Annotated in this window: 11 protein-coding genes; 3 read left to right on the top strand and 8 right to left on the bottom strand. The window is 65.0% G+C overall.

Features of this window, described 5'->3' with window-relative positions:
- Positions 1-2 precede the first annotated feature (2 nt).
- Positions 3-6,176, bottom strand: a complete 6,174-nt coding sequence (locus ACW73L_RS07890) for an EAL domain-containing protein (RefSeq protein WP_498921183.1) — start codon at positions 6,174-6,176, stop codon at positions 3-5.
- Between the two features lie 236 nt (positions 6,177-6,412).
- Positions 6,413-7,750: an MFS transporter gene (locus ACW73L_RS07895; RefSeq protein ID WP_498921184.1), complete on the bottom strand. Its 1,338-nt coding sequence runs from the start codon at positions 7,748-7,750 to the stop codon at positions 6,413-6,415.
- A gap of 138 nt (positions 7,751-7,888) precedes the next feature.
- Between ACW73L_RS07895 and ACW73L_RS07900 the strand changes: the two genes are divergently transcribed.
- Complete coding sequence (locus tag ACW73L_RS07900) at positions 7,889-8,902, top strand: glycosyltransferase family 4 protein (RefSeq protein ID WP_498921185.1); 1,014 nt, start codon at positions 7,889-7,891, stop codon at positions 8,900-8,902.
- 255 nt (positions 8,903-9,157) lie between these two features.
- The gene (locus tag ACW73L_RS07905) at positions 9,158-13,675 is read left to right on the top strand and encodes an ELWxxDGT repeat protein (protein ID WP_498921186.1); all 4,518 of its coding nucleotides are present in this window, start codon (positions 9,158-9,160) and stop codon (positions 13,673-13,675) included.
- A 283-nt stretch (positions 13,676-13,958) separates the two neighbouring features.
- Here the strand turns inward: ACW73L_RS07905 and clcA are convergent, their stop codons facing one another.
- Positions 13,959-15,338, bottom strand: coding sequence for a H(+)/Cl(-) exchange transporter ClcA (gene clcA, locus ACW73L_RS07910; protein WP_498921187.1), 1,380 nt, complete (start codon positions 15,336-15,338; stop codon positions 13,959-13,961).
- Positions 15,339-15,687: 349 nt separating this feature from the next.
- On the opposite strand from clcA, the gene ACW73L_RS07915 reads away from it, so the two are divergent.
- Positions 15,688-19,710 (top strand): InlB B-repeat-containing protein, encoded by a 4,023-nt coding sequence (locus ACW73L_RS07915; protein ID WP_498921188.1) that lies wholly within the window; start codon positions 15,688-15,690, stop codon positions 19,708-19,710.
- A gap of 58 nt (positions 19,711-19,768) precedes the next feature.
- Here ACW73L_RS07915 and ACW73L_RS07920 read toward each other — a convergent pair whose 3' ends face one another.
- The 5 genes from ACW73L_RS07920 to ACW73L_RS07940 form a co-directional block, all read right to left on the bottom strand.
- Positions 19,769-20,035: a hypothetical protein gene (locus ACW73L_RS07920; RefSeq protein WP_498921189.1), complete on the bottom strand. Its 267-nt coding sequence runs from the start codon at positions 20,033-20,035 to the stop codon at positions 19,769-19,771.
- A 281-nt stretch (positions 20,036-20,316) separates the two neighbouring features.
- Positions 20,317-21,531: an alpha/beta hydrolase family protein gene (locus ACW73L_RS07925; protein ID WP_498921190.1), complete on the bottom strand. Its 1,215-nt coding sequence runs from the start codon at positions 21,529-21,531 to the stop codon at positions 20,317-20,319.
- Positions 21,528-22,247, bottom strand: coding sequence for a response regulator (locus ACW73L_RS07930; protein ID WP_498921191.1), 720 nt, complete (start codon positions 22,245-22,247; stop codon positions 21,528-21,530). Before ACW73L_RS07930 ends, ACW73L_RS07925 begins: the two co-directional genes overlap by 4 nt.
- Positions 22,234-23,751, bottom strand: coding sequence for an ATP-binding protein (locus ACW73L_RS07935; RefSeq protein ID WP_498921192.1), 1,518 nt, complete (start codon positions 23,749-23,751; stop codon positions 22,234-22,236). The genes ACW73L_RS07930 and ACW73L_RS07935 overlap by 14 nt, the downstream gene beginning before the upstream one ends.
- Positions 23,752-23,862: 111 nt before the next feature.
- Positions 23,863-24,471 carry a hypothetical protein gene (locus tag ACW73L_RS07940; RefSeq protein WP_498921193.1) on the bottom strand — a complete coding sequence of 203 codons (609 nt, stop codon included), beginning with the start codon at positions 24,469-24,471 and terminating at the stop codon, positions 23,863-23,865.
- Positions 24,472-24,580 lie beyond the last annotated feature (109 nt).

Raw genomic sequence — 24,580 nt, forward strand, 5'->3', positions numbered from 1 at the left:
GGCTAGACCGTTTCGCGCAGCAAGGCGCTGATGCGGCCGGCAAACCCATCATGCAGCGCGTTCAGTTCGGCCAACCGAACCTCGGCCCGGGCGGGCGAGCGCCGGCTGAGCAGATTGTTGCCCACGGCATGCAGTGCACTGTGTATTCGGGCCAGTTCACCGAAGCCGGCATGACTCCGAAAAGGCCCCGCCTCCGGGCTGCTCAACCACTGCCACAGGTGGCAGCCGCGTTCGGGTAGGGGCGCGCATTGAGCCTCGCCGTCGCGGATGCAGTCGGCAACCCCCTGGACCCAGGCCCGATGCTCCACTGCAGCGAACAGCAGCGGCTTCAGTTCGCGGCCGACCGGGTTCGCGTCCCGCCACGCCGGAACGGGCTGCCACGTCCGGAGCCATAGCGGGAGTTCATTGGCCGGCATGGGCCGGGCGATCGCATAGCCCTGCGCCTTCTCGCACCCCATCTGCAACAATAGCTCGCCCTGTTCAAGGGTCTCGACCCCCTCGGCAATCGCCTCCCTGCGGAAGGCGCTGACCAAGCCAAGAATGCCGTCGATGATCGCGAGATCGTCGACGTCCGAGAGCATGTCCCGAACGAAACTCTGGTCGATCTTCAGGAGAGCGGCTGGCAGGTTCTTCAGATACATCAGCGACGAATACCCCGTGCCGAAATCATCCAACGCGAAGCGCACCCCGATGTCTCTGCAGGTCCTCATGATCCGGGCGACATGCATCACATCCTGCAGGGCCGCGGTTTCCACCACCTCCAGTACGAGTTTCTCCGGAGCGACCGCCGGATGCGCCTGCAACAGGGCGTTCAGGCGCTCGACGAAATCGCTCTGCTGCAACTGCTGAGCGCTGATATTGACGCTGACCGTCAGGTCCACCCCCTCGGCACGCCACCGTTCGAGTTGAGACAGTGCCGCGTCGATGACCCACTCGCCCAACTCCACGATGAGCGGGTGATCCTCGATGGCCGGCAGGAACTTTCCCGGGTACAACAAGCCTTCCTCAGGACACTGCCAACGCAGCAATGCCTCCGCGGCCACGGTCTCTCCTCGCCGCATGTGGACCTTCGGCTGATAATGCAGCACGAAGGCCCGATCATCGAGTGCGCGCCGAAGGCGACGGATCAACGCATGCTGTCCCTTGACATCGCGGTCATGCGCGGCATCGAAGAAGTGACAGCGATTCTTGCCGGTCAACTTGGCCTGGTACATCGCCTGATCCGCCTGACGCAGCAGCTGGTCCGCATCGATCTCTTCGTCCTGCGGATAGAACGTGACCCCGATGCTGGCGGAAACCGACAGCAGTACCCCCCCAATCGGCACCGCCTGTGACGCCGTGACCAACAGGCGTGACAGCACCGGCTCGATCGACCCGGCCGGTTCCGAACCGGCCAGCACCACGGCAAACTCATCGCCGCCAATGCGCGCAAACGTGTCGCTTTCCCGCAGCGTACCGGACATGTTCTGGGAAAGTGCCGCCAGCAACTGGTCGCCCACCGCATGTCCATGACGGTCATTGACCGCCTTGAATCCGTCGAGGTCGATGTAGGCGACCGCCACCCGGCGCTGGTTGCGCCGGGCCTGAGCCATGGCCTGCCGCAATCGGTCAGCGAACAGTATGCGATTGGGCAACCCGGTGAGCGCGTCATGGTGTGCCAGCTTCTCCAGGCGGCGCTCGTGCTCCTGCAAGCGCTCCCGCTCCCAGATCTCCCGCCGCAGACTCTCGTAGAGGCGCGCATTGGTCAGCGAGACTGCCGCCTGGGCGGCGATCAGTTCCAGCAAGGGCACCGTTTCCAGCGGAAACGCGCCGGCGACCTCCCGGTGCTCCAGATAGACCAGCGCCATCAGCTGGCCTAGATTGGACAGTGGTACAACCATTGCGGACAGCACGCCGGCCCCCTGCAGGTAACGGTCGTCGGCGAACGGGCTGTCGTCCTGCGCCGAGATACGCACGGTCTGCAAGGTGTTCTGGACGTAGTTGATCAGCGACTGCGGAATGTCTTCCAGTTGCTCCAGCGGCAGATCCGCCGGCGTCGGGCTCGTGGCGGTCGTGTCGAGCGCGAGTCGCAAACCGCTGTCGGTCGCGAGGAACATCACGACGCGCTGCGCGCCCGTCATCCGGCCAAGGTTGGCAACAGCCGCCGCGACGACCTCGTCGACCATGGTGTGGTTCGAGATCATCTGCGCCACGCGGGCGGCATTTCTCAGGTCGCACTCTGCGAGGAACCGCAATCCTGTGCCGACATCGCCCGGGGACGGCGAAGAGCCCGCGAGGAACGACTGAGACAGCACCGCATCGGCCTGCCAGCCACGGTAGGCAATCCGTGCCTGATCCCGATAAAAGTCGGCGACAGGGGACCTGTTCCGCGAGGCCCACAACTCGGAGGCTCGCATCGCAATCAGGCCGACACGCGGTTGCCAGCGCTGAGTTCGAGCCGCATCGATGGCCCTGTCGTAGGCATCGAGCGCCGCCGGCCATTGGCCGTCGAGACGCGCCGCCTCACCCTCGAGCCACTCTGCGGCGTAGGCATACGTGTCCGGCGCCCCCTCGGCCCAGGCCCGGCACTGCAGGCACAGCTCGGCGATTTCGCGGCGCGCCTGCCCCGGCGAGACGCCCAGGCTTTCCGGCACCCACACCAGCAGCAGGGCGCGGAGCAGCCGAAACTGCGCAGCCGGCAGCAGCCCCTGCGTGGAAACGCTGTCGATGCGTCGCTCCGCCTCGATCAGACTCGCGGCCGCCGGTTCCGGCAGCCGCAGGTGGCAAAAGGCCTCGGCCTTCAGGATGTGGTAGATGCAGAGCACCTGCAGATTGCCATTCTGCTCGCAGCGTGCCAGGTAATCGGCTTCCGCCGTGCCGCGCCAATCGAAAGCGACGGGCACTGCCTCACTGTCGAACGGAACGCACAGACCATGACAGATGCGGAGCAGGCCTTCGATGAGATCGACTCCCCAGCGGTTCTTGCGGTCTGTGCAGAAGGCGAGATAAGTCTCGATTTCCGCCCGGAGCTCCGGCAAGGACACCCCCTGATAGAAACGCGAGTAGGCGTTGTGGCCGAAACCATAAGCCGCGTACTGAAGGTTCCCGGAAGACAGGCCCGTGTTGTAGGCTTCGAGGTAATCGTTGCTGGCCTGGGCCAGGGGAGCGCACCAGTGGCGCAGCGAACTCCCCATCATCAAATAACCCACGCTGACGTCGCCGGGGGAGTCGAAGCGCTTCAATAACTGCTCCGTTGCCGTCAGGAGTTCCGCGCACTCCGCAGCGCCGCCCTGCCCGACGTGCGTCAACAGCCCGCCGAACGCGGGATAGCTGTAACTGGCGCTCGCGGTCGTACCGTATTCCAGGCACAGACGAATCTCCATGGCGACGATCACACCCCACAGGCCGGGATGAGACCGATAGCATGGGGGTCCCATGCTGGTCAGCAGCAGCATGACGGCGCGCTGGCGCGGGTCTTCCATGACCGGCAAGCTGCCCAGGGCAGCGAGCCTCCGATCTCCGAGCAAAGCACGAATGCGGGTCAGTTCGGCGTCGCGAGTCACCGCGTAGTCCGCGGCCGGCAGCGTCACGTTGAGCAGCGCCAGCCCGGTGCGCGCCGTCTCGATTGCCTGCGGGTACAGAGCCCGCACAGTGTACTGAGTGACCAGAAGGTGGAAGAGGGACGCCTTGCGCAGCGGATCGGGTTCGCGCGCGATCGCGCATTCCAGAAACGCCCTGGCCTCGTCGAAATGGCCATTCAAGGATTCGAGTTCGCCGCGTTCGCGGTAGAGATCGAAAGCGAGACCCGGAGACCAATCCCAGACCGCCTCCCCCGCCGGAGACATCCCGACTTCCAGATAACGCCGTGCCGCGCTGTAGGCCGCGCAAGCCTTGGCCTTGCGCGCCGCCAGCAAATTGAGGCGGGCCAGTTCCAGGCGCTGTACCGAGGTATCGAGCAGAGGAATCGCACGGTTCAGGTGATCGACGATGTCGAAGATCCGCGCGTCGATCTCGGCGGCTGACAACTCGTCGAGCATCTGGCGGGCAATCTGGCAATGGGTGCCTGGCCTGGCCTCCGGCGACAGCAGCTGGAGGGCCGCCTCCTGGACACGGTCATGCAAGAACCGAAACTCGCGCACGATCAGCCGCGACGACACGATTCGTGCGGCCACGGCCGGGACTATGAGCTCCTCGCCTACCGCGGGCGACAGCCCGTCGTAGGCTTCGACCACAGTGCACTGCCCGAGCCGGGCCACCCTCTCGACATCGAAGCTTGCGCCGAGGCAAGCGCCCCAGGCCAACAGAGAGCGGGTTCTCTCCGGCAGTGCATCGAGGCGGCGGATCATCAGATCGACGACGTTGTCCGCATAAGCCACCCCCTCAATGGCATCCATCGCCCAGATCCAGCGCATCAGGGCCAGGTCGAACGTGATCAGTCCTTCGCCGTGCAGGATCCGCAGGAACTGCCACAGGAAAAAAGGGTTGCCCCCGGTTTTTCGCTGCAGAAGACCCACCAGCGGCTCATCCGGCGCCAGCGACTGTGCCAGTGCATCGCTCAACAACAGCGCGATCGCGTCACGTCGGAGCGGCTCCAGGAACAGTTCGGTGAACTGCAGATCCGCAGCTTGCTTGATCCGCCTGACCGCCTGCGACAACGGATGGGTCGGTGACACCTCGTTCTCGCGGTAGGCTCCGATCAGCAGCAGGTTCCGACAATCCGCATCGGTGCTCAACAGCGTGAACAGGTTCAGCGAGGCCGAGTCCATCCACTGCAGATCGTCCAGGAAGACCACGAGCGGCCGCTTCGGCCGGCAACAGGCCCGGATGAAATCGCGGAAGGTCTGATTGAAACGGTTCAGCGCCTCCATCGGCGGCAGTTCGCTGACCGGTGGCGGCGTGCCGATCAGCACGGCCAGACTGGGCAGCAGGTCGGTCATCAGGCGCGCATTGGCGCCCAGCGCCTCACCGAGTCGCTGGCGCCACTCGTCCAGGCTGTCCTCGGGTTCGGCCAGGATGAAGCCCAGCAGCTTGCCCAAGGCTTCGAGCCAGGCGGCGTAGGGAAGAACACGTTCGCGCTGATCGAATTTGCCGGCAACGAACAGCGCCTTTTGCCGGGTCACCGGCACATAGGTTTCGCGAATCAGCGCCGTTTTTCCGACCCCCGAGTACCCCGCGATCAGCACGATCTCGCGGGAACCGCGGCAGGCTTTCTCGTAGCAATTCAGCAGCAACTGGCGTTCGGCTTCGCGTCCGAACAATTTGTGGGACGTCCGGAACCGGAACGAGACATCGTAGGCGCCAACGGCGAGATCGGTGGTCGCACCCGCCGTCGCGAGATCAGTGGCGATCCGCAAATCGGCCCGCAGTCCTTCGATGCTTTGGTAGCGATGCTCCGGATCCTTCGCCAGCAGTTTCGTGACAAGCGACGACACGAAGCGCGGAATACGCGGATCGATTTGTTCGGGTGGCGTCGGGACCAGCGCCAGATGAGCGTAGATCAACTCCAACGGATCGTCTGCCATGAAGGGCGGACTTCCTGTCAGCCACTCATAGAGACAGACACCGAAGGCGTAATAATCGCAGCGGTAATCCAGCGGGCGGTTCATTCGGCCGGTCTGTTCCGGCGCGACATAACGCAAGTCGCCAGGAATCAGCCAGGGACTGCCGATGTCCCGATGTTCCTGCGTCACCCGCAGCGCCCGGGAAAAGTCGATTATCCGTATCTTGCCGTCGCACAGGCGCAGGTTGCCCGGAGCCAGATTGCAGAGGATCAGGCCGGACGCATGCACCTCGGCGAGGGCTTCGGCCAGTGCCTGCGCCAGACGCAGCACGTCGGTGAGCGTGTCGGTCGCACCGACATCCAGCGGCCTGCTCCCGGGATCGCTGTAGCGCAGCGCGACCTGCGAGCCGTCGCCCTCCCGCGCCTGCAGCGGCAGCATGCATTCCAGCCGGAACGTGGAAACGATCTCGAATTCGTTCTGCAGGGCGCAGGTGGCATCGGTCGCATCCCGACCCGCGGTGCGGAGAATGACAGCGGCATTCCCGGCGAAGCCCGGCAACAACTGGGTCAGTATCGAACTCGCTCGCCTTTCCGCCACATCCCGCTCCGACAACGTCCGACTGATCAGAAGGCCAGACCTGCCCACCCCGATGTGCCCATCGCTGCCCTCCAGAACGGGGGAGCGATCGCGAATCATGGGGCGAGGCAACTGGCCGGCAAGCGCCCGGACAGACCATCGACCCAGCACACAGGATACTTCAAGCCCGGGGCAACTACCCCAATCGCGATAACACTACCGTGGTACGCTGCCCCGAAGATACCGCCGCAGAGTTGCGAAAGCTCGACTCCCTCGGACGACCTCGTCCGTTCGGAATCCCACGTCAGGCTCACCCGGGCCAGCCTATGGCCGACACGCACCAACAAAGGCGTGGGTCAACCCGCCCGACGCTCCGCGATCGCCTTGCGCAGTTCCCCGTGTCGCTGCCGATCGATCGGGAAATGCCATAACAGGGGCACACCCAGCAGCATGATCGCGCACGGCAGCCAACCGTAGACGATCAGCAACCAGCGGACCGCGTCAGCCGACTGAGCACCGGCCGAGGGCTCGAACCCGAAGGCCGCCGGCAGCGCGGTTGCCAGCAACACCCCCAGTGCGACCGCACCCTTGACCGCCATGCCCCAGACTGCGAAGAACAGACCGGTGCGCTGACGGCCCGATTCGACGATGTCCTGGTCCACGACGTCGGCGGCAATCGAGTTCGACAGCAGAAAGATCGACGTCAGGCTGCTGCCACGCAGGACGATCAGCACGGCATAGGGCACGATATCCCCGGCACCCAGCAACGGAAAGGCCAGGCTCCAGAGGCCGACCCACAGTGCGGCGGCGGTTACCACACGGTGCTTGCCGAACCGCGCCGCGAGCCGGAGCCACAACGGAATCGCCCCCAGTGAGGCCAGCGTCTCGGCCAGGATCAGGGGTGCAAACAGCTCAGGACGCCCGATGACGTGCGTCAGCACCAGCTTGTGCAACGTGGCCTGGATCATGACCGCCGCGCCGAACAACAGGATGGTCGCCATCGTGCGCCGAAAGGCGCGGCTCCGAAGCACCAGACGCAGGGCGGGCCAGCCCCGCTGTCGCGCGCCGATCAATTCCTCCGGCGGCGGCTCCGGCACCTTTCCCAGTGCGAGGCCGACCAGTGGCGGCAGGCTCAGCACTATGATCAGTCCGATGGCCCACAGCTGCTCGCGCGCGGCCGTGTGGCCGAAGAATCCCATGATCAGCAGCGTCGCGAGAAACAGAACCAGCCCGGCGCCGCCGAAACCCTCGCGCCAGGCCGCAACATGATTGCGTTCCAGATAATCGGTCGATAGCTCGGCCCCCCAGACCTTGTGGGGCAGATCAACCAGCGTGAACGCGAGGAACAGCACGCTGGCCCAGACGAGCAGGTAGGCCAGAGAGACGCCCGCCGGGGGTGCAAAGACCATCCAGGCCGACAGCATCAAGGCCGGCGTGCCGGCGGCGATCCATGGCTTACGGCGGCCCCAGCGCGTCCGGGTCCGGTCGCTGAGCATGCCGACGACGGGATCGACGACGACATCGAGCAGGCGTGATGCGGCGATGGCCGCACCCACGCCCGCCAGCGGCAGGCCGAGATCGTCCGTGTAGAATGCCGGCACGAACAAGGCCATCGGCAGCGTCACCACCGCCTGGGTCAACTCGGGCAGCGCGTAGTAGATCAGCGTGCTACGGGGCAGCGGGGTGTGGTTCATCGTCGAATCCGGCACAGAACAGTTGCGGGCCGGCGGGCGGGCCCGGAAGCGGCACTTGTACAGCCCGGCCGCGACGCCGACAAGTCCGACAAGTCCGACAAGTCCGACAAGTCCGACAAGTCCGACAGGAAGGCATTCTTGCGCATCACGCTGATCAGCGACGCCTGGCACCCTCAGATCAACGGCATCGTCACGGCCCTCGTCGAGCTGACCCGGGCCCTGAGCCGTCTCGGCCACACCGTGACCGTCATCACGCCGGAACCCTTTCGCACCTGGCCGTGCCCGGGCTACCCCGATGTCCGGCTGTCCTTCCTGTGCGGCCCCCGGTTGCGCCCGCTGATCGATGCCTCGCAGCCGGACGCGATCCACCTGATGACCGAGGGACCGGTCGGCTTCGCGGCCCGGCGCTATTGCCGTCACCGCCGCTGGCCCTATACCTCGTCCTTTCACAGCCACTTCCCGGAATACCTGAAGCTCCGGGCCGGCATTCCGCTGTCCGTGAGCTACGGCTATCTGCGCTGGTTCCATCGCCGGAGTCAACGGGTGCTCGTCGGCACGGACTCACTGTCCGAGCAACTCACCCGGAAGGGCTTTCGCCGGCTAGTCACCTGGCCGCTGGGGGTCGACACGGAGCAGTTCCGGCCGCTGGGCAAGGAAATGATCGTAGCCCCGCGCCCGGTCTTCATGTACCTCGGCCGTATCGCTGTCGAAAAGTCCGTCGAGGATTTCCTGCGACTGCATCTCCCCGGCAGCAAGGTCGTGATCGGGGACGGACCGCAGCGCCCCGAACTCGAGACGCGTTATCCCGAGGCCCGCTTTCTCGGCTACCGTCACGGCCAGGAACTGGCTCGGTGTCTCTCCGCTGGCGACGTGCTGGTGTTTCCGAGCCGCACCGACACCTTCGGCCTGGCGATGCTGGAAGCCCTGGCCTGCGGCGTGCCGGTCGCCGCCTACCCGGTTCCAGGTCCACTCGACGCCATTCGCGATCCCCGCGTCGGCCGGCTCGACTGGGATTTGCGCCGCGCCGCACTGGACGCACTGAATCTCGATCCCGACGCTTGCCGGCGCTACGCGCTGAGATGGTCCTGGGAAGCCTCGGCCCGATCCTTCTTAGATCGGCTTGCGGTCCTCCTTCCCACTCAAGCTGGTTAACCCGGAAGAAGTAGCTTCGTCAGCGGATGAAGCGAAGCTGTCGTCCCCGCCACGCAGCCCCCGCGTGATCAAACAAAGTGTCAATAGTCAATAGGCACGAATACCTATGCAATTTGGGCTATAGTAGACCTCCCCCCAGGCGATCCCTTAACCGACGGCAGAGAAAGAGCACTGCGTGCTTGAATGCCCGGAGTGCGCTGACCTTTTTGCCGATTCGGGAACCATCAAACCGAACGACACTGCAGGAGACGCGACATGCCCAACCAGACAGGCCATTGGCTCTTCCGGGCTGACGACGGCACCACCGGTACCGAACTGTGGATCACCGACGGCACCGCCGCCGGTACCTACCTGCTGAAGGACATCAATCCCGGATCGGGCTGGTCCTCGCCCGATGGCTTCGCCGCCTTAGGCAACGGCCTGGTGCTCTTTCAGGCCGACGACGGCACCACGGGCACCGAACTCTGGGTCACCGACGGCACCACCGCCGGCACCCAGCTGCTGAAGGATATCCGTCTCGGAACAGGCTCGTCATCGCCCTCACAATTCACCGCACTCGGCAACGGCCTAGTGCTCTTCCAGGCCAACGACGGCGCCTCCGGCTTCGAATTGTGGGTCACCGACGGCACCGCTGCCGGCACCCAGCTGCTGAAGGACATCCGGTCCGGAACGGGTTCGTCCTCGCCCACACAGTTCACCGCGCTCGGCAACGGTCAAGCGCTTTTCACGGCCGGCGACGCCACCCACGGCACCGAACTATGGATCACCGACGGCACCGCCGCCGGCACGCTGCTGCTGAAGGACATCCGGTCCGGAACGGGCTCCTCCTTGCCCTCACAGTTCACCGTGCTCGGCAACGGCCAGGTACTCTTCACGGCCTCCGATGCCACCCATGGCACCGAACTGTGGATCACCGATGGCACCGCCGCCGGCACCCAATTGCTGAAGGACATCAATTCCGGCTCGAGTTCGTCCGCGCCGCTTGAGTTCACTGCACTCGGCAACGGGCAATGGGTTTTCCGTACCAACAACGGCGTCAGTGGCTACGAACTGTGGATCACCGACGGTACCGCTGCCGGCACGCAGCTGCTGCGGGACATCCGTCCCGGGGCGAGTTCCTCCTCGCCCGCTGGCTTCACCGCCCTCGGCAACGGGCAACTGCTGTTCCGTGCCAACGACGGCACTGCCGGCAGCGAGCTGTGGATCACCGACGGCACCGCCGCCGGCACCCAAATGCTGAAGGATATCGTTGCCGGAACGGGCTCGTCATCTCCCTCTGACTTCGCCGCACTCGGCAACGGCCTGGTGCTTTTCGTGGCCACCGACGACACCAACGGCTACGAGCTGTGGGTCACCGACGGTACGGCCGCCGGTACCCAAATGCTGAAGGACATCAATACGGGGCCGAACTCGTCCGTCCCCACTTATTTCACCGCACTTGGCAACGGCCAGGCGATCTTCCAGGCTCAAGACGGCCCCACCGGCGTCGAACTGTGGATCACCGACGGTACTGTCGCCGGTACCCAGCGGCTGAAGGACATCTATCCCGGCACCGAGGATTCCTTCCCCAGCGTTTTTTTCAGGTTACCGAGCCCTAATGAGCCGCCCGTGCTTGACGGCACGCCGGCGACACTGCCCAACGGCACGGAAGACCAGACCTACACACTGAATGCGGTCGCGCTACTGCAGGGGTATTCCGACCCGGACGGCGATACCTTGCAGGTCGGCGGACTGCTGGCCAGCCAGGGCAGCCTGACCGACAACGGCGACGGCACATGGACCTTCACGCCGCCGGCAGACTATTCCGGGCCGGTCACGATCACCTACATCGTCAGTGACGGCAACGGGGGTTCCGTGTCGGCCTCGCTGCAATTGGTTCTCGACCCGGTCAACGATGCACCGACCTTGGCGAATGCCCTCGTGGACCAGAACGCCAGCGAAGACGCGATCTTCTCGTTTCAGGTTCCAGCCAACGCTTTCGCGGATGTGGATGCGGGCGACACACTGACCTATAGCGCCACGCTCGCCGACGGTTCTCCACTCCCGGCCTGGCTCAGCTTCGACCCGGGTACCCGAACGTTCACCGGTACGCCGGCCAACGGCGATGTCGGCACCCTGAGCCTGAAGGTCACCGCCACCGACAGCACCGGCGCGCTTGTCTCGGATACCTTCGCTCTGGTGATTGCCAACACCAATGACGCCCCGACCCTGGCGAATGCCATCGCCGACCAGAACGCCACCGAAGACGCGGTCTTCTCGTTCCAGGTGCCGGCCGACACCTTCGCCGACGTCGATGCCAGCGATACACTGACTTACACCGCGACGCTCGCGGATGACTCAGCTCTTCCCGCCTGGCTCAGCTTCGACCCGGGTACCCGAACGTTCACCGGTACGCCGGCCAACGGCGATGTCGGTACGCTCAACCTGAAGGTCACGGCCACCGATGGTTCAGGCGCAGCGATCTCCGACACCTTCCATCTGGTGATTGCCAACACCAATGACGCCCCGACCCTGGCGAATGCCATCGCCGACCAGAACGCCACCGAAGACGCGGTCTTCTCGTTCCAGGTGCCGGCCGACACCTTCGCCGACGTCGATGCCGGCGATACACTGACTTACACCGCGACGCTCGCGGATGACTCAGCTCTTCCCGCCTGGCTCAGCTTCGACCCGGGTACCCGAACGTTCACCGGTACGCCGGCCAACGGCGATGTCGGCACCCTGAGCCTGAAGGTCACCGCCACCGACAGCACCGGCGCGCTTGTCTCGGATACCTTCGACCTCGTCATCGCCAACAACAACGACGCGCCGACACTCGTCAATCCGATCGCCGATCAGAATGCCACCGAAGACACCGCGTTCAGCTTCACCTTCGCGGCCGATACCTTCGCCGACGTCGATGTCGGCGACACCCTGAGCTACACCGCCACCCTCGTCGGCGGCGCTGCGCTCCCGGCCTGGCTCAGCTTCGATGCCGCCACGCGCACCTTCAGCGGCATGCCCAGCAACGACGATGTCGGCACCCTCAGCATCACGGTCATCGCCACCGACAGCGCCGGCCTGCAAGTCAGCGACACCTTCGATCTCGCGATTGCCAACGTCAATGATCCCGCCGTCATCGGTGGCACCCTGAACGGCACCGTGACGGAGGACGCCGTCGTCAGCAGCGTCGAGGGCACGCTGACGATCAGCGACGTGGATAGCCCGGCCACTTTCCAGGCGGTTACCACACCCACCACCAGCGATCAGGGCTATGGCACCTTTACCGTCACGGCGGCGGGAGTCTGGACCTATGTGCTGAATAACGCTCATCCGGCCGTCGAGGCCCTCGCCACCGGGCAGCAGCTCACCGACAGCTTTACCGTGATTGCCGCGGACGGCACGACCCAGTCGATCGCCATCACCATCGACGGGAACACCGACATCACCGGGCTCCCGCCGACCGACATTCGCTGGACCGGGTCCCCCCCCGCGAATGGGGCACTGCCCCAGGGCGGGGAGGTGCTGGGCACCCTCACCACGACCGATCCCGACTCCAGCGCGTTCACCTATGCCTTGCTGGCCGGCAGCAGCGCCGGTTTCTCGATCAACAACGGCGTCGTCTCGCGCGCTGCGGCACTGACGGCCAGCACGACCTACCAGTTGATCGTGCAGACCACGGACGATAGCGGCCTGAGTTACACCGAAACCTTTGTGATTCGAACCGGCACTGGCGGCAACAATACCCAGAATGGAGGGGGCAGCGATGACGTGATCTATGGCGCCGGCGGCAACGACATCATCAACGGCAGCAGCGGCGACGACAGCCTGTTCGGCGGGTTAGGCGACGATAGCGTCGCGGGCGGCCTCGGCAACGACACCCTGCACTACGCCATTGGTGACGGCAACGACACCTTGCAGGGCAATGCCGGCACCGACCGCCTGCTTGTAACCGGCAGCAGCGCCGACGACAGCCTGGCGATTCAGTTAGACGCCAGCGGCCTGGTGTCTCAAGTGGCCGGCAGCACGGTCGCCACGATAGAAGAGATTCATCTGGACCTGGGCGCCGGCGTCGATACCTTGAGTTATGCCGGCGCGACGACAGCCGTCTCGGTTAACCTGTCGACCGGTTCGGCCACCGGCTTCAGTTCGATCAGCGGCATCGAGAACGTCACCGGCGGGACCGGGGCGGACGTGCTGACCGGTGATGCCAATGCCAATGTGTTGTACGGGGGGGGCGGCGCCGACACGATCGACTTCGGCCTGGGGAATGACGACATCAAGGACCGAGCGGTTTACGCGGAAGCGAACGAGGGCGGCAGCGGCGAGGTGATCCGGCGCTTCGACAGCACCGGCACCGCCGCGCAAATCGATTCGATCGACTTCACTGGGGCGCTGCGCGCGCTGCTCGACACCAACGGCAATGGCACATTGAGCGTTAGCAACAGTGCCACAGAAAACAACAGCAACACCGCCGCCAACCTCGCGACTATCGAGGCACTGTACCTGCGAGGATCCGCTAACGACGGCGTATCAACCGCCAATCTGACCAGCGCGGCGGCGGTAGCAACCGAGTTCAATGCCGAGTTCAACCTGACCGTAACGGGCGGCGAGCAGACCATGCTGCTGATCAATGACAACACCGCCGGCAGCCACCAGGCCGCGCTTTGGCTCTATACGGAGGCCACCGCCGGCACCAGCCTCAACAACCCGATCAGCGCGGCCGAACTCACGTTGGTCGGCGTGATTGAAGCCAATGCGCCCGTTCTGATGAGCCAGATCGCGTTGGCTTAGCCAGTCGCGCCTCGGGCGTAACCATTCACCCCGCTGCCTTGTTGGGCAGTGGGAGCGAGCGGGGAGGGCGAGACCGTCTGCGGGAGGGAACCCGAAGCCGAACCTCCAGGGACGGATTCACGGCGTGTCTCGGCCTCCCCGACCGCTCCTTCGAGGGGGGTGAAGAGTTGCCCCTCGGGCGGAGCGGTGACTTTGGGCGGCGGAACAATCCGACCGCCGCTCGCGTCACGGCCCCCACGTCGCAACACCCCATTGCCGGGCTAGCGGCGGCGCGCAGCCGTCTTCATTTACTTGCCCGGCGAACCCGGCGACGCGTGACGGTCTGCGCCAGATCCCGCTCCAGCAAGGCCTCGTAAATCGGCAGATCTTGCAGCGCATCTGCCGTCATCAGCGCGGCAAAGCAGGCGGCGAACAGGGGCAGCACCAGCCCATAGTTGCCGGTCATCTCGATGATCAGCACGATTCCCGTCAGAGGCGCTCTGACCACCCCGGTGAAATACGCCGCCATGCCGACCACGACGAATACCCGCGGATCCGCATCCGCTCCGGGGAACCAGATATTCGCCGCGTCCCCAAGCCCGAGACCGGCAAGCGCACCGAGCACCAGGATGGGTGAAAAAATCCCGCCCGCAACCCCGGTCCCGTAACTGCCGATCGTCAGCGCGAACCTCAGCAGGAAGTACGCCGGAATGGCACCGAGCGCGAGTGTGTTCCCGTCCAGCACGACGCCGACGAAGCGCTGCCCGCTGCCCAGCACCTGGGGCGCCTGCCAGCCGACGTAAGCCGTCACCGCTGCCCACACCATCCACCACAGGAAGGTCACCGCCGGCCGGGACCGCCGCCCCCCCAGCACGCGGGACGAATACAGCAGACATTGGTTGAAAAGGACTCCCAGCACACCGCAGAGCACTCCCAGCAACAGAAACAGCGGTAACAGGGACAAGGCCGGCGCTTCCATCAGGGGCAGTCGAAACACCGGAAACTGGCCCAGCGTGACCCGGCACACCATATCCGCCGTCAGGCAGGCGATCGCCGCGACGAAGAATCCGGACGACGCGGTGCGGCCTTGCAGTTCCTCCAGCACGAACACGAGACCGGACAGCGGCGCATTGAACGCTGCCGACAAACCGGCAGCGGCACCAGCCGCGATGAACAGGCACCGCTCGCTGTCACTGGTAGCAGACGCTGGGGTGAGCCCCTTGCCCACCGCCGCGCCCATCTGCACCGTGGGACCTTCCCGCCCGAGCGCCAATCCCGCGCCGATCCCCAACACGCCACTGACAAACTTGACGACGAGCAATGGGAACGCTCTGAGTTCACGGTCTCCTTGCAGCACGGCTTTCAGATGGGGAATCCCGCTTCCGCCGGCTTCGGGCGAGAACCGGCGGACCAGCCAAGCCGCGGCAACAACGGCTATCAGCGTCAGCACGCCCATGGCCGGCAAGCCGGCGGGACCATAGGCCTTGGCCACATTGCCCAAGGCCTCGCGAGCGTTTTCCGCGAAATCGAGCGCGAGGTGGAAGGCGACGGCGACGACTCCGGCGCATAGACCGACCCACACGGCATGGGGCAGCAGTCGCCGCCGCTGCTGGTAGGCGGCCGAATAACGACGGCGTTGCTGCTGCAATGCCGTGGGAGTTCGATGTTCGTCAGTCGGTCGCATGCGTGGCTTGCAGGTTTCGGGCGTAAGTCATGAGTCCCGACGGTGTTTCACATTGCGTACGCCGGTCGAACCAAAAATGGTCACGGTGTAGGTGACTTTACGGATGTACCGGCCGTTCGAATTGGATATAGTTTGACCTATATCGGTCAGTTGCCCCAGCCTATTCAGATTCTGAAACAAGGGCCTAGCAACAGCACGGGCTTAGACAAAAGGATGGCAAGGCCACCGGAAACCTAAGCCCACTGACCCATGGATAGGCGCCGACACCGCGTCTCCTCCCTCGCCAATAGGCTCAGTACCTGGCAGGGAAATACTCTATTCCCTACATGTAACCCGTATTGGTATACGCATGAAGAGTGCTTTTGCCGTCTGCTTACTGCTCGTCTCCTGGTGCCAGTACGGCATCGCCAGCGAATCAGCAAGAGCCCTCCCACCCGGGTTTCTCGACGTGACGACCGTCGCCGGTGTCTACCCCAACGATCCTGCCGCAGATTCGACCGTCGGGATAAGGAATGCAATGAATAGTGCGTTCCAGGCCAATCAGACCCTGTATTTCCCCGCCAACACCGTGCTCTACGTGTCCGATACCCTAGCCGGCGTTCAACCTCCCTCGCCCTGCGCCGACCCGCAGCGCCGCTCCTACCGGCTCTGGGGCGGTGGGCGAAACGGCGCGCGTCCGCGCATCGTACTGAAGGACTCGGCGGCGGGTTTCGGGACAGCCGCGACACCCAAGCGTTTACTTCACATCGGCAAGGACACGACGGGTGACGGCGTGATCGATGCCGCCGGCGAAGCGTGTGCATTCGGGCATGTCATCAAGAACATCGACCTGGTTTTGGGCAACAACCCGGGCGCCATCGGCATCGACATGGCCGTGGCCCAGGAGAGCGTTCTCGAGGACGTGAACATCGATGCAACCGGGGGCTACGCCGGCATCACCGGCGTTCCGGGTCGCAGTGTCGCGGTCGGAAACATCCAGATCACCGGCGGGCAATACGGCTTTCGGGTGGCCGGCGTCGGACTGTCGCTGTATGGCATACGCCTTTTGAATCAGACGACGGCGTCCATCTGGGAGACGGCTTCACGCAGCTTTGCGATCGTTGGCTTCGACATCAGGCCGGCCAGTGGCAGCGCGATCCAGACCGCCGGTACGATCCGCGATGCCGGTCATGTCGGGCTGTACGACGGCCGGATCGAACTCCCCTTTCCCGGGATCGCCATCGACAACAACGCCAGGCGCATCGTCGATCTGCGGAATGTTTACTTGCGGTCGGCGCTATCCATCATCAGCAACGGACCCGACGGATCCGTCGCGGCGAGCCCTTCGAGCTGGTCGCTCGTCAACACCTATACCTACAGCCCGGTAACGGTCGCCAGCGGCTTGACGAGCTGGAACCTGATCGATGGTCTGAAGAGCCGTAACGACAACCTCAGCCTCACCAACGATGCGCCGCCCCCGCCGTCCGATCTGATAGCCCGGCACCTCTGGGCGGGCTCCCCGGACCTGCTGGATCCCCGAGTCGTCTACGTCACCGATGCGCCGTTCCGTGCCGATGGCACGGGCCAGACGGACACGACATCCGCCCTGCAGGCCGCGATCGACTCGACCGAGCCGGGGCAAAGCAATGCCGGAAAATGGCTCTTCGTTCCTCCCGGAACCTATCAGGTCACCGCACCCCTACTGCTCAAGAGCCACACGCACCTGTTCGGCGTTCCCTTCGGACAGTCGTCGGTGTACGCGGCCGACTCGTGGACGGGAAGCCTGACTGACAATGCGTGGGTGATCGACACCGTCAACGACGCGGCCGCGGAAACCAGCATCGAGTACCTGCTGACTAACTGGGCAAGCCGCTGGAACACCAAGGGCCTGAGAATCGGCGTATTGCGCTGGCGAGTCGGCGAGCGCTCGGTCATGCGCGGCATGAGACCCCTGACGCTGCCTTACCAATGCGAAGACCAGCCGCGGCAGATCTATCGCGTCGAAGGCAACGGAGGCGGACGCTGGTACACCTGGTACGAAGCCCTGCAGGCGGCGGGCAATGGCGTGGAAACCGACGGCGACTGCGACATCGCCCTGTGGATGAACCCCGACTTCCGCAAGCTCTCCATCGTCGGCACCACCCAGCCCTTCACGATTTACGGCGCAAATCCCGAACACGGCGGCAGTCAGTCAACCCATCCGGCCAGCCCCTTTATAGAGATCACGGACAGTGCCAATGTTCGCACCTTCGGCATGAAGGCCGAGACCAACGGACCCATCCTCTCGCTGACCCGATCGACGAATGTCTTCATCGGGTCGTCGCACGCATACAACTTCGGCACGGTTGCGCTTCCATACATACGGGTGGACGGCAGCAACAATTTTGCGATGACCCTGATCGCCGCCTGGGGTGGCAGCACTGCACCCTTGGTCGAAGAAATCGGGATGCCACCATCCGATATCGTCTACCACGACGCGGAGTTGGGAATCTATTCCCGAGGAAGCCTCAACTGGTCGGCCTGGTCCGCACGCCATGGCCCCAAGTACCAGATTTCCGCCGCATCCGGGAGCAATGGCACGATCGTCCCGGATGCTGTCACGGTCGATCAATGGTCGGACCAGACTTTCACGATCGCCCCTGACCCGGGTTACCGGGTAGCAGCCGTCGAGGTGGATCAAACGAGCGCTACCCCCACCGACAGCTACACCTTCAGGGGTGTCCAGGATAACCACACGCTGACCGCAAGCTTTGAGCCGATTCCACCGGCGACGGCCACCCTAAGCGCATCGACCACGAACATCACCAATGGCGATCCCGCAACCCTCACCTGGTCGTCCACCGATGCCACGCGCTGCGAGGCGGGAGGCCCATGGACTATCGACCCAGGGCAGTTATCCGGTACGCAGTCGGTTTCGCCCAGTACCAGCGCCGATTATTCGATAACGTGTACCGGCGAGGGCGGCAGCGGCACGGCCGCCGTCTCGATCGTCGTCAAGCCGAAAACCTACACGATCACCGCATCGGCGGGGACCAATGGATCGATCACGCCGAGCGGCGAGGTGGCCGTGGAAAAGGGCAAGAGCCAGGCGTTCACCCTCACACCGAACGCCGGATACCGAATCGCCTCGGTGGTCGTGGACGGTACCAATGTCGGCCCGGTCAGCAGCTATTCCTTCGCGTCCGTCACGGCCGACCATTCCATCGTCGCGAGCTTCGAGCGGATACCCGAGCCCACCGTCAATCTGACCGCATCGGCCACGAACATCACCGATGGAGAGGCAGCGACGTTGACCTGGTCGTCTACCGACGCCACGCGCTGCGAGGCGGGAGGCCCGTGGAGCATAGCGCCAAGCCAGCTCACCGGGGCTTTGTCGGTGTCACCCGGCACCACGTCAACGTACACGCTGAGTTGCACCGGGGAGGGCGGCACCGGCACGGCCGCGGTCACTATCGTCGTGGGGCCGAAGACCTACACGATCACTGCATCGGCCGGCGCTAACGGGTCGATCACGCCCAGCGGCGAAATCGCCGTCGAGAAAGACAAAGGCCAGGACTTCATCCTGACCCCGAACGCCGGATACCGCATCGCCTCGGTGATCGTGGACGGTGCCGATGTCGGCCCGGTCAGTACCTATTCCTTTGCCACCGTCACGGCCGATCATTCGATTGCCGCAAGCTTCGATCGGATACCCGAGCCCACCGTGACGCTAACCGCATCGGCCACGAACATCACCGACGGAGACTCGGTGACGTTGACCTGGTCGTCCACCGAGGCCACACGCTGTGAGGCAGGAGGGCCATGGAGCGTCGAACCAAGCCAGCTCACAGGATCAATCTCCGTCTCCCCCAGCACCACGTCGGCGTTCACACTGAACTGCACCGGTGACGGCGGCACCGGCACGGCTGCCGTCACCATCGTCGTAGCCCCGAAGACCTATACGATCACCGCGTCCGCCGGGAGCAATGGATCGATTTCTCCCAGCGGCACCATTACCGTGCTGAAAGGGGCCAGCCAGAGCTTCACACTGGTGCCAAGATCGGGATATCGCGTCGCGTCGGTGATCGTGGACGGTGTCAACGTGGGAGCGTTAACGGCCTACTCGTTTACGAACGTCACCGCCAATCACTCCATTGCCGGAACCTTCGAGCGGATCCCCGCTCCGACCGTCACGCTGACGGCAAACCCGACCAGCATCAGGCGGGGGCAGAGTGCGACCCTCAGCTGGACCAGCACCAATGCGACATCCTGCACGGCGAGCAGCGGCTGGTCGGGCAGCAAACCGCTCAGCGGCTCAAGCTTGGTCGCGCCGCGCTCATCCACCACCTACAACCTGTCCTGCACCGGGAGCGGTGGCTCGCGGTCGGCGAGCGTCAGAATCAGCGTGAGATAGGACAAAGCAGCCCGTTGCCGAGACGGCGGCACTGCTCCAGTCGGGTCGTTGAGCGGACTCAGCGCCAATACATCTGGCCGTCATCGCACTCGTAGCCGGTCTTCCGGGGCGCGACGGTGACGGTCCAGCCGGGTTCTTCCGGCCGGAAGGCGACCATCGTACCTGGGCGGGCCCAGCTGCCCGGTGCGGCAGCCGAGGCGACCGGGCGACAATCATGTCGTCCACGAAACGCGTCCCAAGCAGATGCCTCCCACGTGGCATGCACGGTCAGCAGCAGGAAGGTGCCGACACTGACCAGGACTGCCGGCAAGAAGGGATGCAGCAACGCCACACACCAACCCGTAAATTCGCCCGGCTCGGCACATAACCGGTAACAGCCCCTCGATCGGTAACGGGAATGGGACCGGGGAGACGGGATCGTCTGCGGGACGGACCCCGCAGCCGAGCCGACACGGACGTCTTCACGGGGTGTCTCGTCGCCCCAGCCCCTCCCGCAACATGAGGGGTGTGAACGATTGGATGCGGCACGGCTCTCGGTCACAGGAACGCGTGAGGATGTGCCCGGCATTCGGACAGGCGGCTCGTGCATGCGCCAGCTCAGCGCGCTTATTTGCGCTTCAGCGTGGCCAGTTGCCCGAGCCAGGAGCGGGCACTGCTCTCCAGCCAGCGGCGCGCTTCCGCGGAGTTTCGCAGCGTGGCGTCGAGGAAGGCCGTGGTCACACTGCGGACGGCGGCGACCTGCCGCGCGTCCGCCTTGGGATTGCGGCGGGGCAGGCCGAAGTCCGTGCCCATACCCGGCCCCCCGCCGCCGTATCCCGAAGACGGCACGGGCATGGCGCCCTGACCACCCGACATACCGGGGGGCTCGCCGGCCCCCATGGCGGTCTCCCGGGCGCGGGAGCGTCGCTCCAGGTACTGGTCGGCGTCCGCACCCGACAGCAACAGATGGCTTCCGCCTTGCAACACGAGTCCGAACTGCTCACCACCCGGCAAGGCATTCCAGGCGGCCTGACGCAGCGAGGCGAAGGCAAGGCCATAGGGATCGTCGTCCTCGGTCGCGGTCACGGCGAGCAAAGGCAGCCTGACACTCGCGAAACCGGCCCCCGGCTGCCCGCTGGCCAGGCTCACGTAGGGGCTTAGCAGGATTGCGGCCTGCGGCGTCATTGCCGCGGCGACGGCCTCATCGACCCCCTCGCCGGACAGCGCGGCGGCGGTCTGCGCGCCCAGATCGAACCCGGCCACGGCCAGATGGGCTGTATCGGCGCGCGCGTAAGGCAGCTCCGTTCGGGAACGGCGCTGCAACTCATCCATAGCCCAGACGGCATGTTCCACGCGTCGCCGCAGCGCCGAGGAGGCGAATTGCCGGCGGGCGAGCGCGCGCAGGTCACCGGCATTGAGCGGCTCCGCGCTGCCGATCGCATGCACCAGCGACGCGGGTTGTGCGGACAGCACCGCATAGCCGGCAGCCGCCCAGGCAAGCCGCCAGGATGCGCCGGCCGCGGCATCCTCTCCGAGCCCGGGGAAGTACAGCACCAACGGGAACCGCCCGGCTTCGTCCGGAGCGGTATAAACGATGTCGAGTTCCGTCCGATCATGCTGCCAAACCTCGCGCAGCGTGGTGGTGGCGAGGGTTCGCTCCGGACGATAGCCACCTTGGGCCGTGAAGCTCTCGACCTCTTCGTCAAAGCCGGCCGGATCCGGACCCAGTACACACCCGGCAACACCCAGGACGCCGAGGCTAACCACGACTGGCCTCAACCAGGCCCTGCCTGGCTGGGCGATCGGATTCGCGGAACACGTCTTGACGGAACGAGGAGTCATGTTTCTACCTTGTAGCCCGCGCCATAAACCGACACGATCAGTTCCCTCCCGGGCGCGATCTGTTCGAGCTTGCGACGAATGTTCTTGATATGACTGTCCACGGTCCGGTCGGTCAAGGACCGGCTGTCGCCATGCAGGCATTCCAGCAGGCGTTCTCGCGAGAAAACGCGGCCCGGCTTCGAGAGCATGTAACCCAACAGACGGAATTCGGTCCACGTGAGGTCGATCAACTGGCCATCGAACCGGATTTCGAGGCGGTCGTCATCGATCTGGAAGCCATGGTCCGGCATTCGGTCTTGCTTGAGGCGGTCGATCCGCCGGAAGACTGCCCCGACCCGGGCGATGACCTCGCGCGGACTGAACGGCTTGCAGATGTAGTCATCGGCTCCCGCATCCAGACCCAGCACGCGGTCGACTTCCTCGACCCGCGCCGTCACCATGATTATGGGAACGTCCGAAAAGCTGCGGATCTCCCGGCACAAGCTGACACCGTCCCGCCCCGGCAGCATGATGTCCAGCAGGATCAGGTCGGGTTTGTTGCGCCGCACCCAGGCGGCGACCGGCATGCCGCCGGACAACCAGTGCGTGCGGTAGTGGGCGGCGCTCAGATAGTCCACCAGGACCTGAGCAAGCTTGGGCTCGTCCTCGACGACGAGGATCGTCCGGGAAGGCGCCCCGGGATTCTTCGGGGACGTCGTTTTGTCAGTCGCGTTCACATGGCAACTCCACCCTGATGCGCAGGCCACCCAGCGGCGATCCGAGCGCGGCAATACGCCCACCGTGGGCTTCGACAATATTACGGCAGATCGCGAGGCCGAGGCCCGCTCCGCCGTGCTCGCGGGTCCGCGCACCCGCCACGCGGTAGAGCCGCTCGAACAGCCGTTCGTGCAACTCTGCCGGGACTCCGGGGGCTGAATCATCGATGGTGATGACCGAAGTGGCGGCCGTGGCCTCCAGGCAAACCTCGCAGCGCCCGCCCGGATCGGTGTATCGCACGCTGTTCTCCAGGAGGTTGCCGAGCAGCTGCGCAAGGCGGCGTCGGTCACCGTAAACGACGGCCGGCCGCATCGGTCCCAAAGTCAGCGCCACCCCCTTGTCCTCGAAGCGGTGGCGGTGCGTCTCGACGGCCGAGACGACGATCTCGGCCAGCGAAACGGGTTCGCGCCGGTAGTCCAGGGCGCCGAGGTCCGACAGCGAAAGTTCGTACAAATCGTCCACCAGCTTGCCCAGCGACAATACCTCCGCGTGCAGGGATGCGACCCCTTCGACCGAGACGGGACGCACGCCGTCCTGCATCGCTTCGATCTCGCCGCGCAGCACCGTGAGCGGCGTCCGCAGCTCGTGAGATATGTCGGCTATCCAGTCGCGCCGCGCTTCCTCGTTCCGCTGCAGCGTCCGTCCCAACAGATTGAAATCGCGCGCGAGATCTCCCAGTTCGTCACTGCCGGCCGGCACCGCCACCGTGTAGTCGCCGGAGGCGAGCCGGCGCACCCCCGTCGCGATCCCGCGCACGGGGCGAATCAACTGCCGCGCCAGAATCCACGCGACCAGCATCGCCAGCAGCAGCGCGAACAGCAGGATCAAGGCATTGGAACGCGACTGGCTTTCGACGAAAGCCAGCGCCATCCGGTCGGTCAGCAGTGAGTTGCGCCGAACCGCGAGCCAGCCGACCGTGGCGCCGTCGACGTTGATCGGCAGCAGGCTCTCAGGACCTGGCGGCGGTCCGTTCGGGCGTGGTCGCGAGGGACGGGTGACCGGATGCCGATCCGCATCGAGCAGCCTCAGTCGCAGCCCGAGCAACAGCGGGTCGGGCGGTGGTGGCGGCCCATGACGCGGTCGACGCGGAGGCCTTGCGTCGGGATCGTCCGGCGGCCCCGGATGAAGTGGCGGGGCGTCGGCAAACGCGGCATCGGGAGGTGGGCGCTGAGGTTCCGGCACAGGATCCGACTCGGAACGCGACGAGCGATCATGCAATCCACGCCGCAGCAGGTCGAACCAGCGGTGATGATCGTGTTTCAGAAATTTCCAGTTTCCGGCCGTGCGGTACTGATCGGCGAGAAAGCCGGTCAGCTGTTCCAGCCGCTGCAGTTCGACCCGGTGGAGATAGTCCTCGAAACCCTGGCGGAAGGTCCAATGCACGGAGGCCATCATCACCGCGAGCGGCACGGTGACACCGAGCAGCATCGCAATGAACAGCCTGGTAAAGATACGGAGTTTCATCGAGGTCATTCCGATAGACCTGGCGAACGGGGCCGCGCTCCCGGCCGGCCGGCCTGAAAGCGCGGTCGCTCATCACGGATGCACCGAGAGCATCACCACCGAAACCGGCGGTCAGGCGTCGTCCGCCTCATTGTCCGTCTCGGTCGCCGGCCGTGCTTTCCGCGGATGGCCGGCACGGTGCGGCGGCGGCGCCAGATACTCGGCCTTGGACACCTTGCCGTCACCGTTCGCGTCCATCCCCGCGAAGAACAAACCGGCCTTGCTGGCCGACGACGCCAGGAGCCTGAACTCTTCGAGTGATAGCGAACCACCGCCATCGAGATCCCCCTGCTTCAGCAGGTTCGACAGCATCGTCGCGCGGCGGCCGGATTTGCCGCTGGTCAGTTCGGCGGGACTGACCAGCCCATTGCCATCGGTGTCGAGCGCCTTGAACCGATCCTCGACGCGCCGCGCCATCCAGCTCTTCAACTCGGCCAGCGTCAGACTGTCATCTCCATCGGTGTCCGCCGCCTTGAATTCGGTGCCGCGAGCAGCCTCGATCTCCGCCTTCGAGATCTTGCCGTCCCCATCGGTGTCGACGAGAGCCGGATCGGGCGGCAAACCCAGGAACGGGTCGTGGGGCGGATGCCCCGGACCGAAGCCGCCTCGGGCCACAACCGCATTCGACGCTGCCGAGGCCAGGCCCAGCACCAAGAGGACCAATACTTTACGAGAGTCCATCATGATCTCCAACAAATGGTCTGCACAACATGGAACCGGACGTTCAATCCGCCCGATCCGTGCGAAACGCCGAGAGGATCGAAGTCCCCGAGGCTTGGTGCAAAGGCTA

Source organism: Methylolobus aquaticus, assembly GCF_054172105.1.

What these genes read in the sequence shown, in the direction of transcription:
- ACW73L_RS07925 (WP_498921190.1), bottom strand. Translation starts at nt 21,531, where the DNA reads ATGACTCCTCGTTCCGTCAAGACGTGTTCCGCGAATCCGATCGCCCAG.
- clcA (WP_498921187.1), bottom strand. Translation starts at nt 15,338, where the DNA reads ATGCGACCGACTGACGAACATCGAACTCCCACGGCATTGCAGCAGCAA.
- ACW73L_RS07895 (WP_498921184.1), bottom strand. Translation starts at nt 7,750, where the DNA reads ATGAACCACACCCCGCTGCCCCGTAGCACGCTGATCTACTACGCGCTG.
- ACW73L_RS07935 (WP_498921192.1), bottom strand. Translation starts at nt 23,751, where the DNA reads ATGAAACTCCGTATCTTTACCAGGCTGTTCATTGCGATGCTGCTCGGT.
- ACW73L_RS07890 (WP_498921183.1), bottom strand. Translation starts at nt 6,176, where the DNA reads ATGATTCGCGATCGCTCCCCCGTTCTGGAGGGCAGCGATGGGCACATC.
- ACW73L_RS07915 (WP_498921188.1), top strand. Translation starts at nt 15,688, where the DNA reads ATGAAGAGTGCTTTTGCCGTCTGCTTACTGCTCGTCTCCTGGTGCCAG.
- ACW73L_RS07940 (WP_498921193.1), bottom strand. Translation starts at nt 24,471, where the DNA reads ATGGACTCTCGTAAAGTATTGGTCCTCTTGGTGCTGGGCCTGGCCTCG.
- ACW73L_RS07905 (WP_498921186.1), top strand. Translation starts at nt 9,158, where the DNA reads ATGCCCAACCAGACAGGCCATTGGCTCTTCCGGGCTGACGACGGCACC.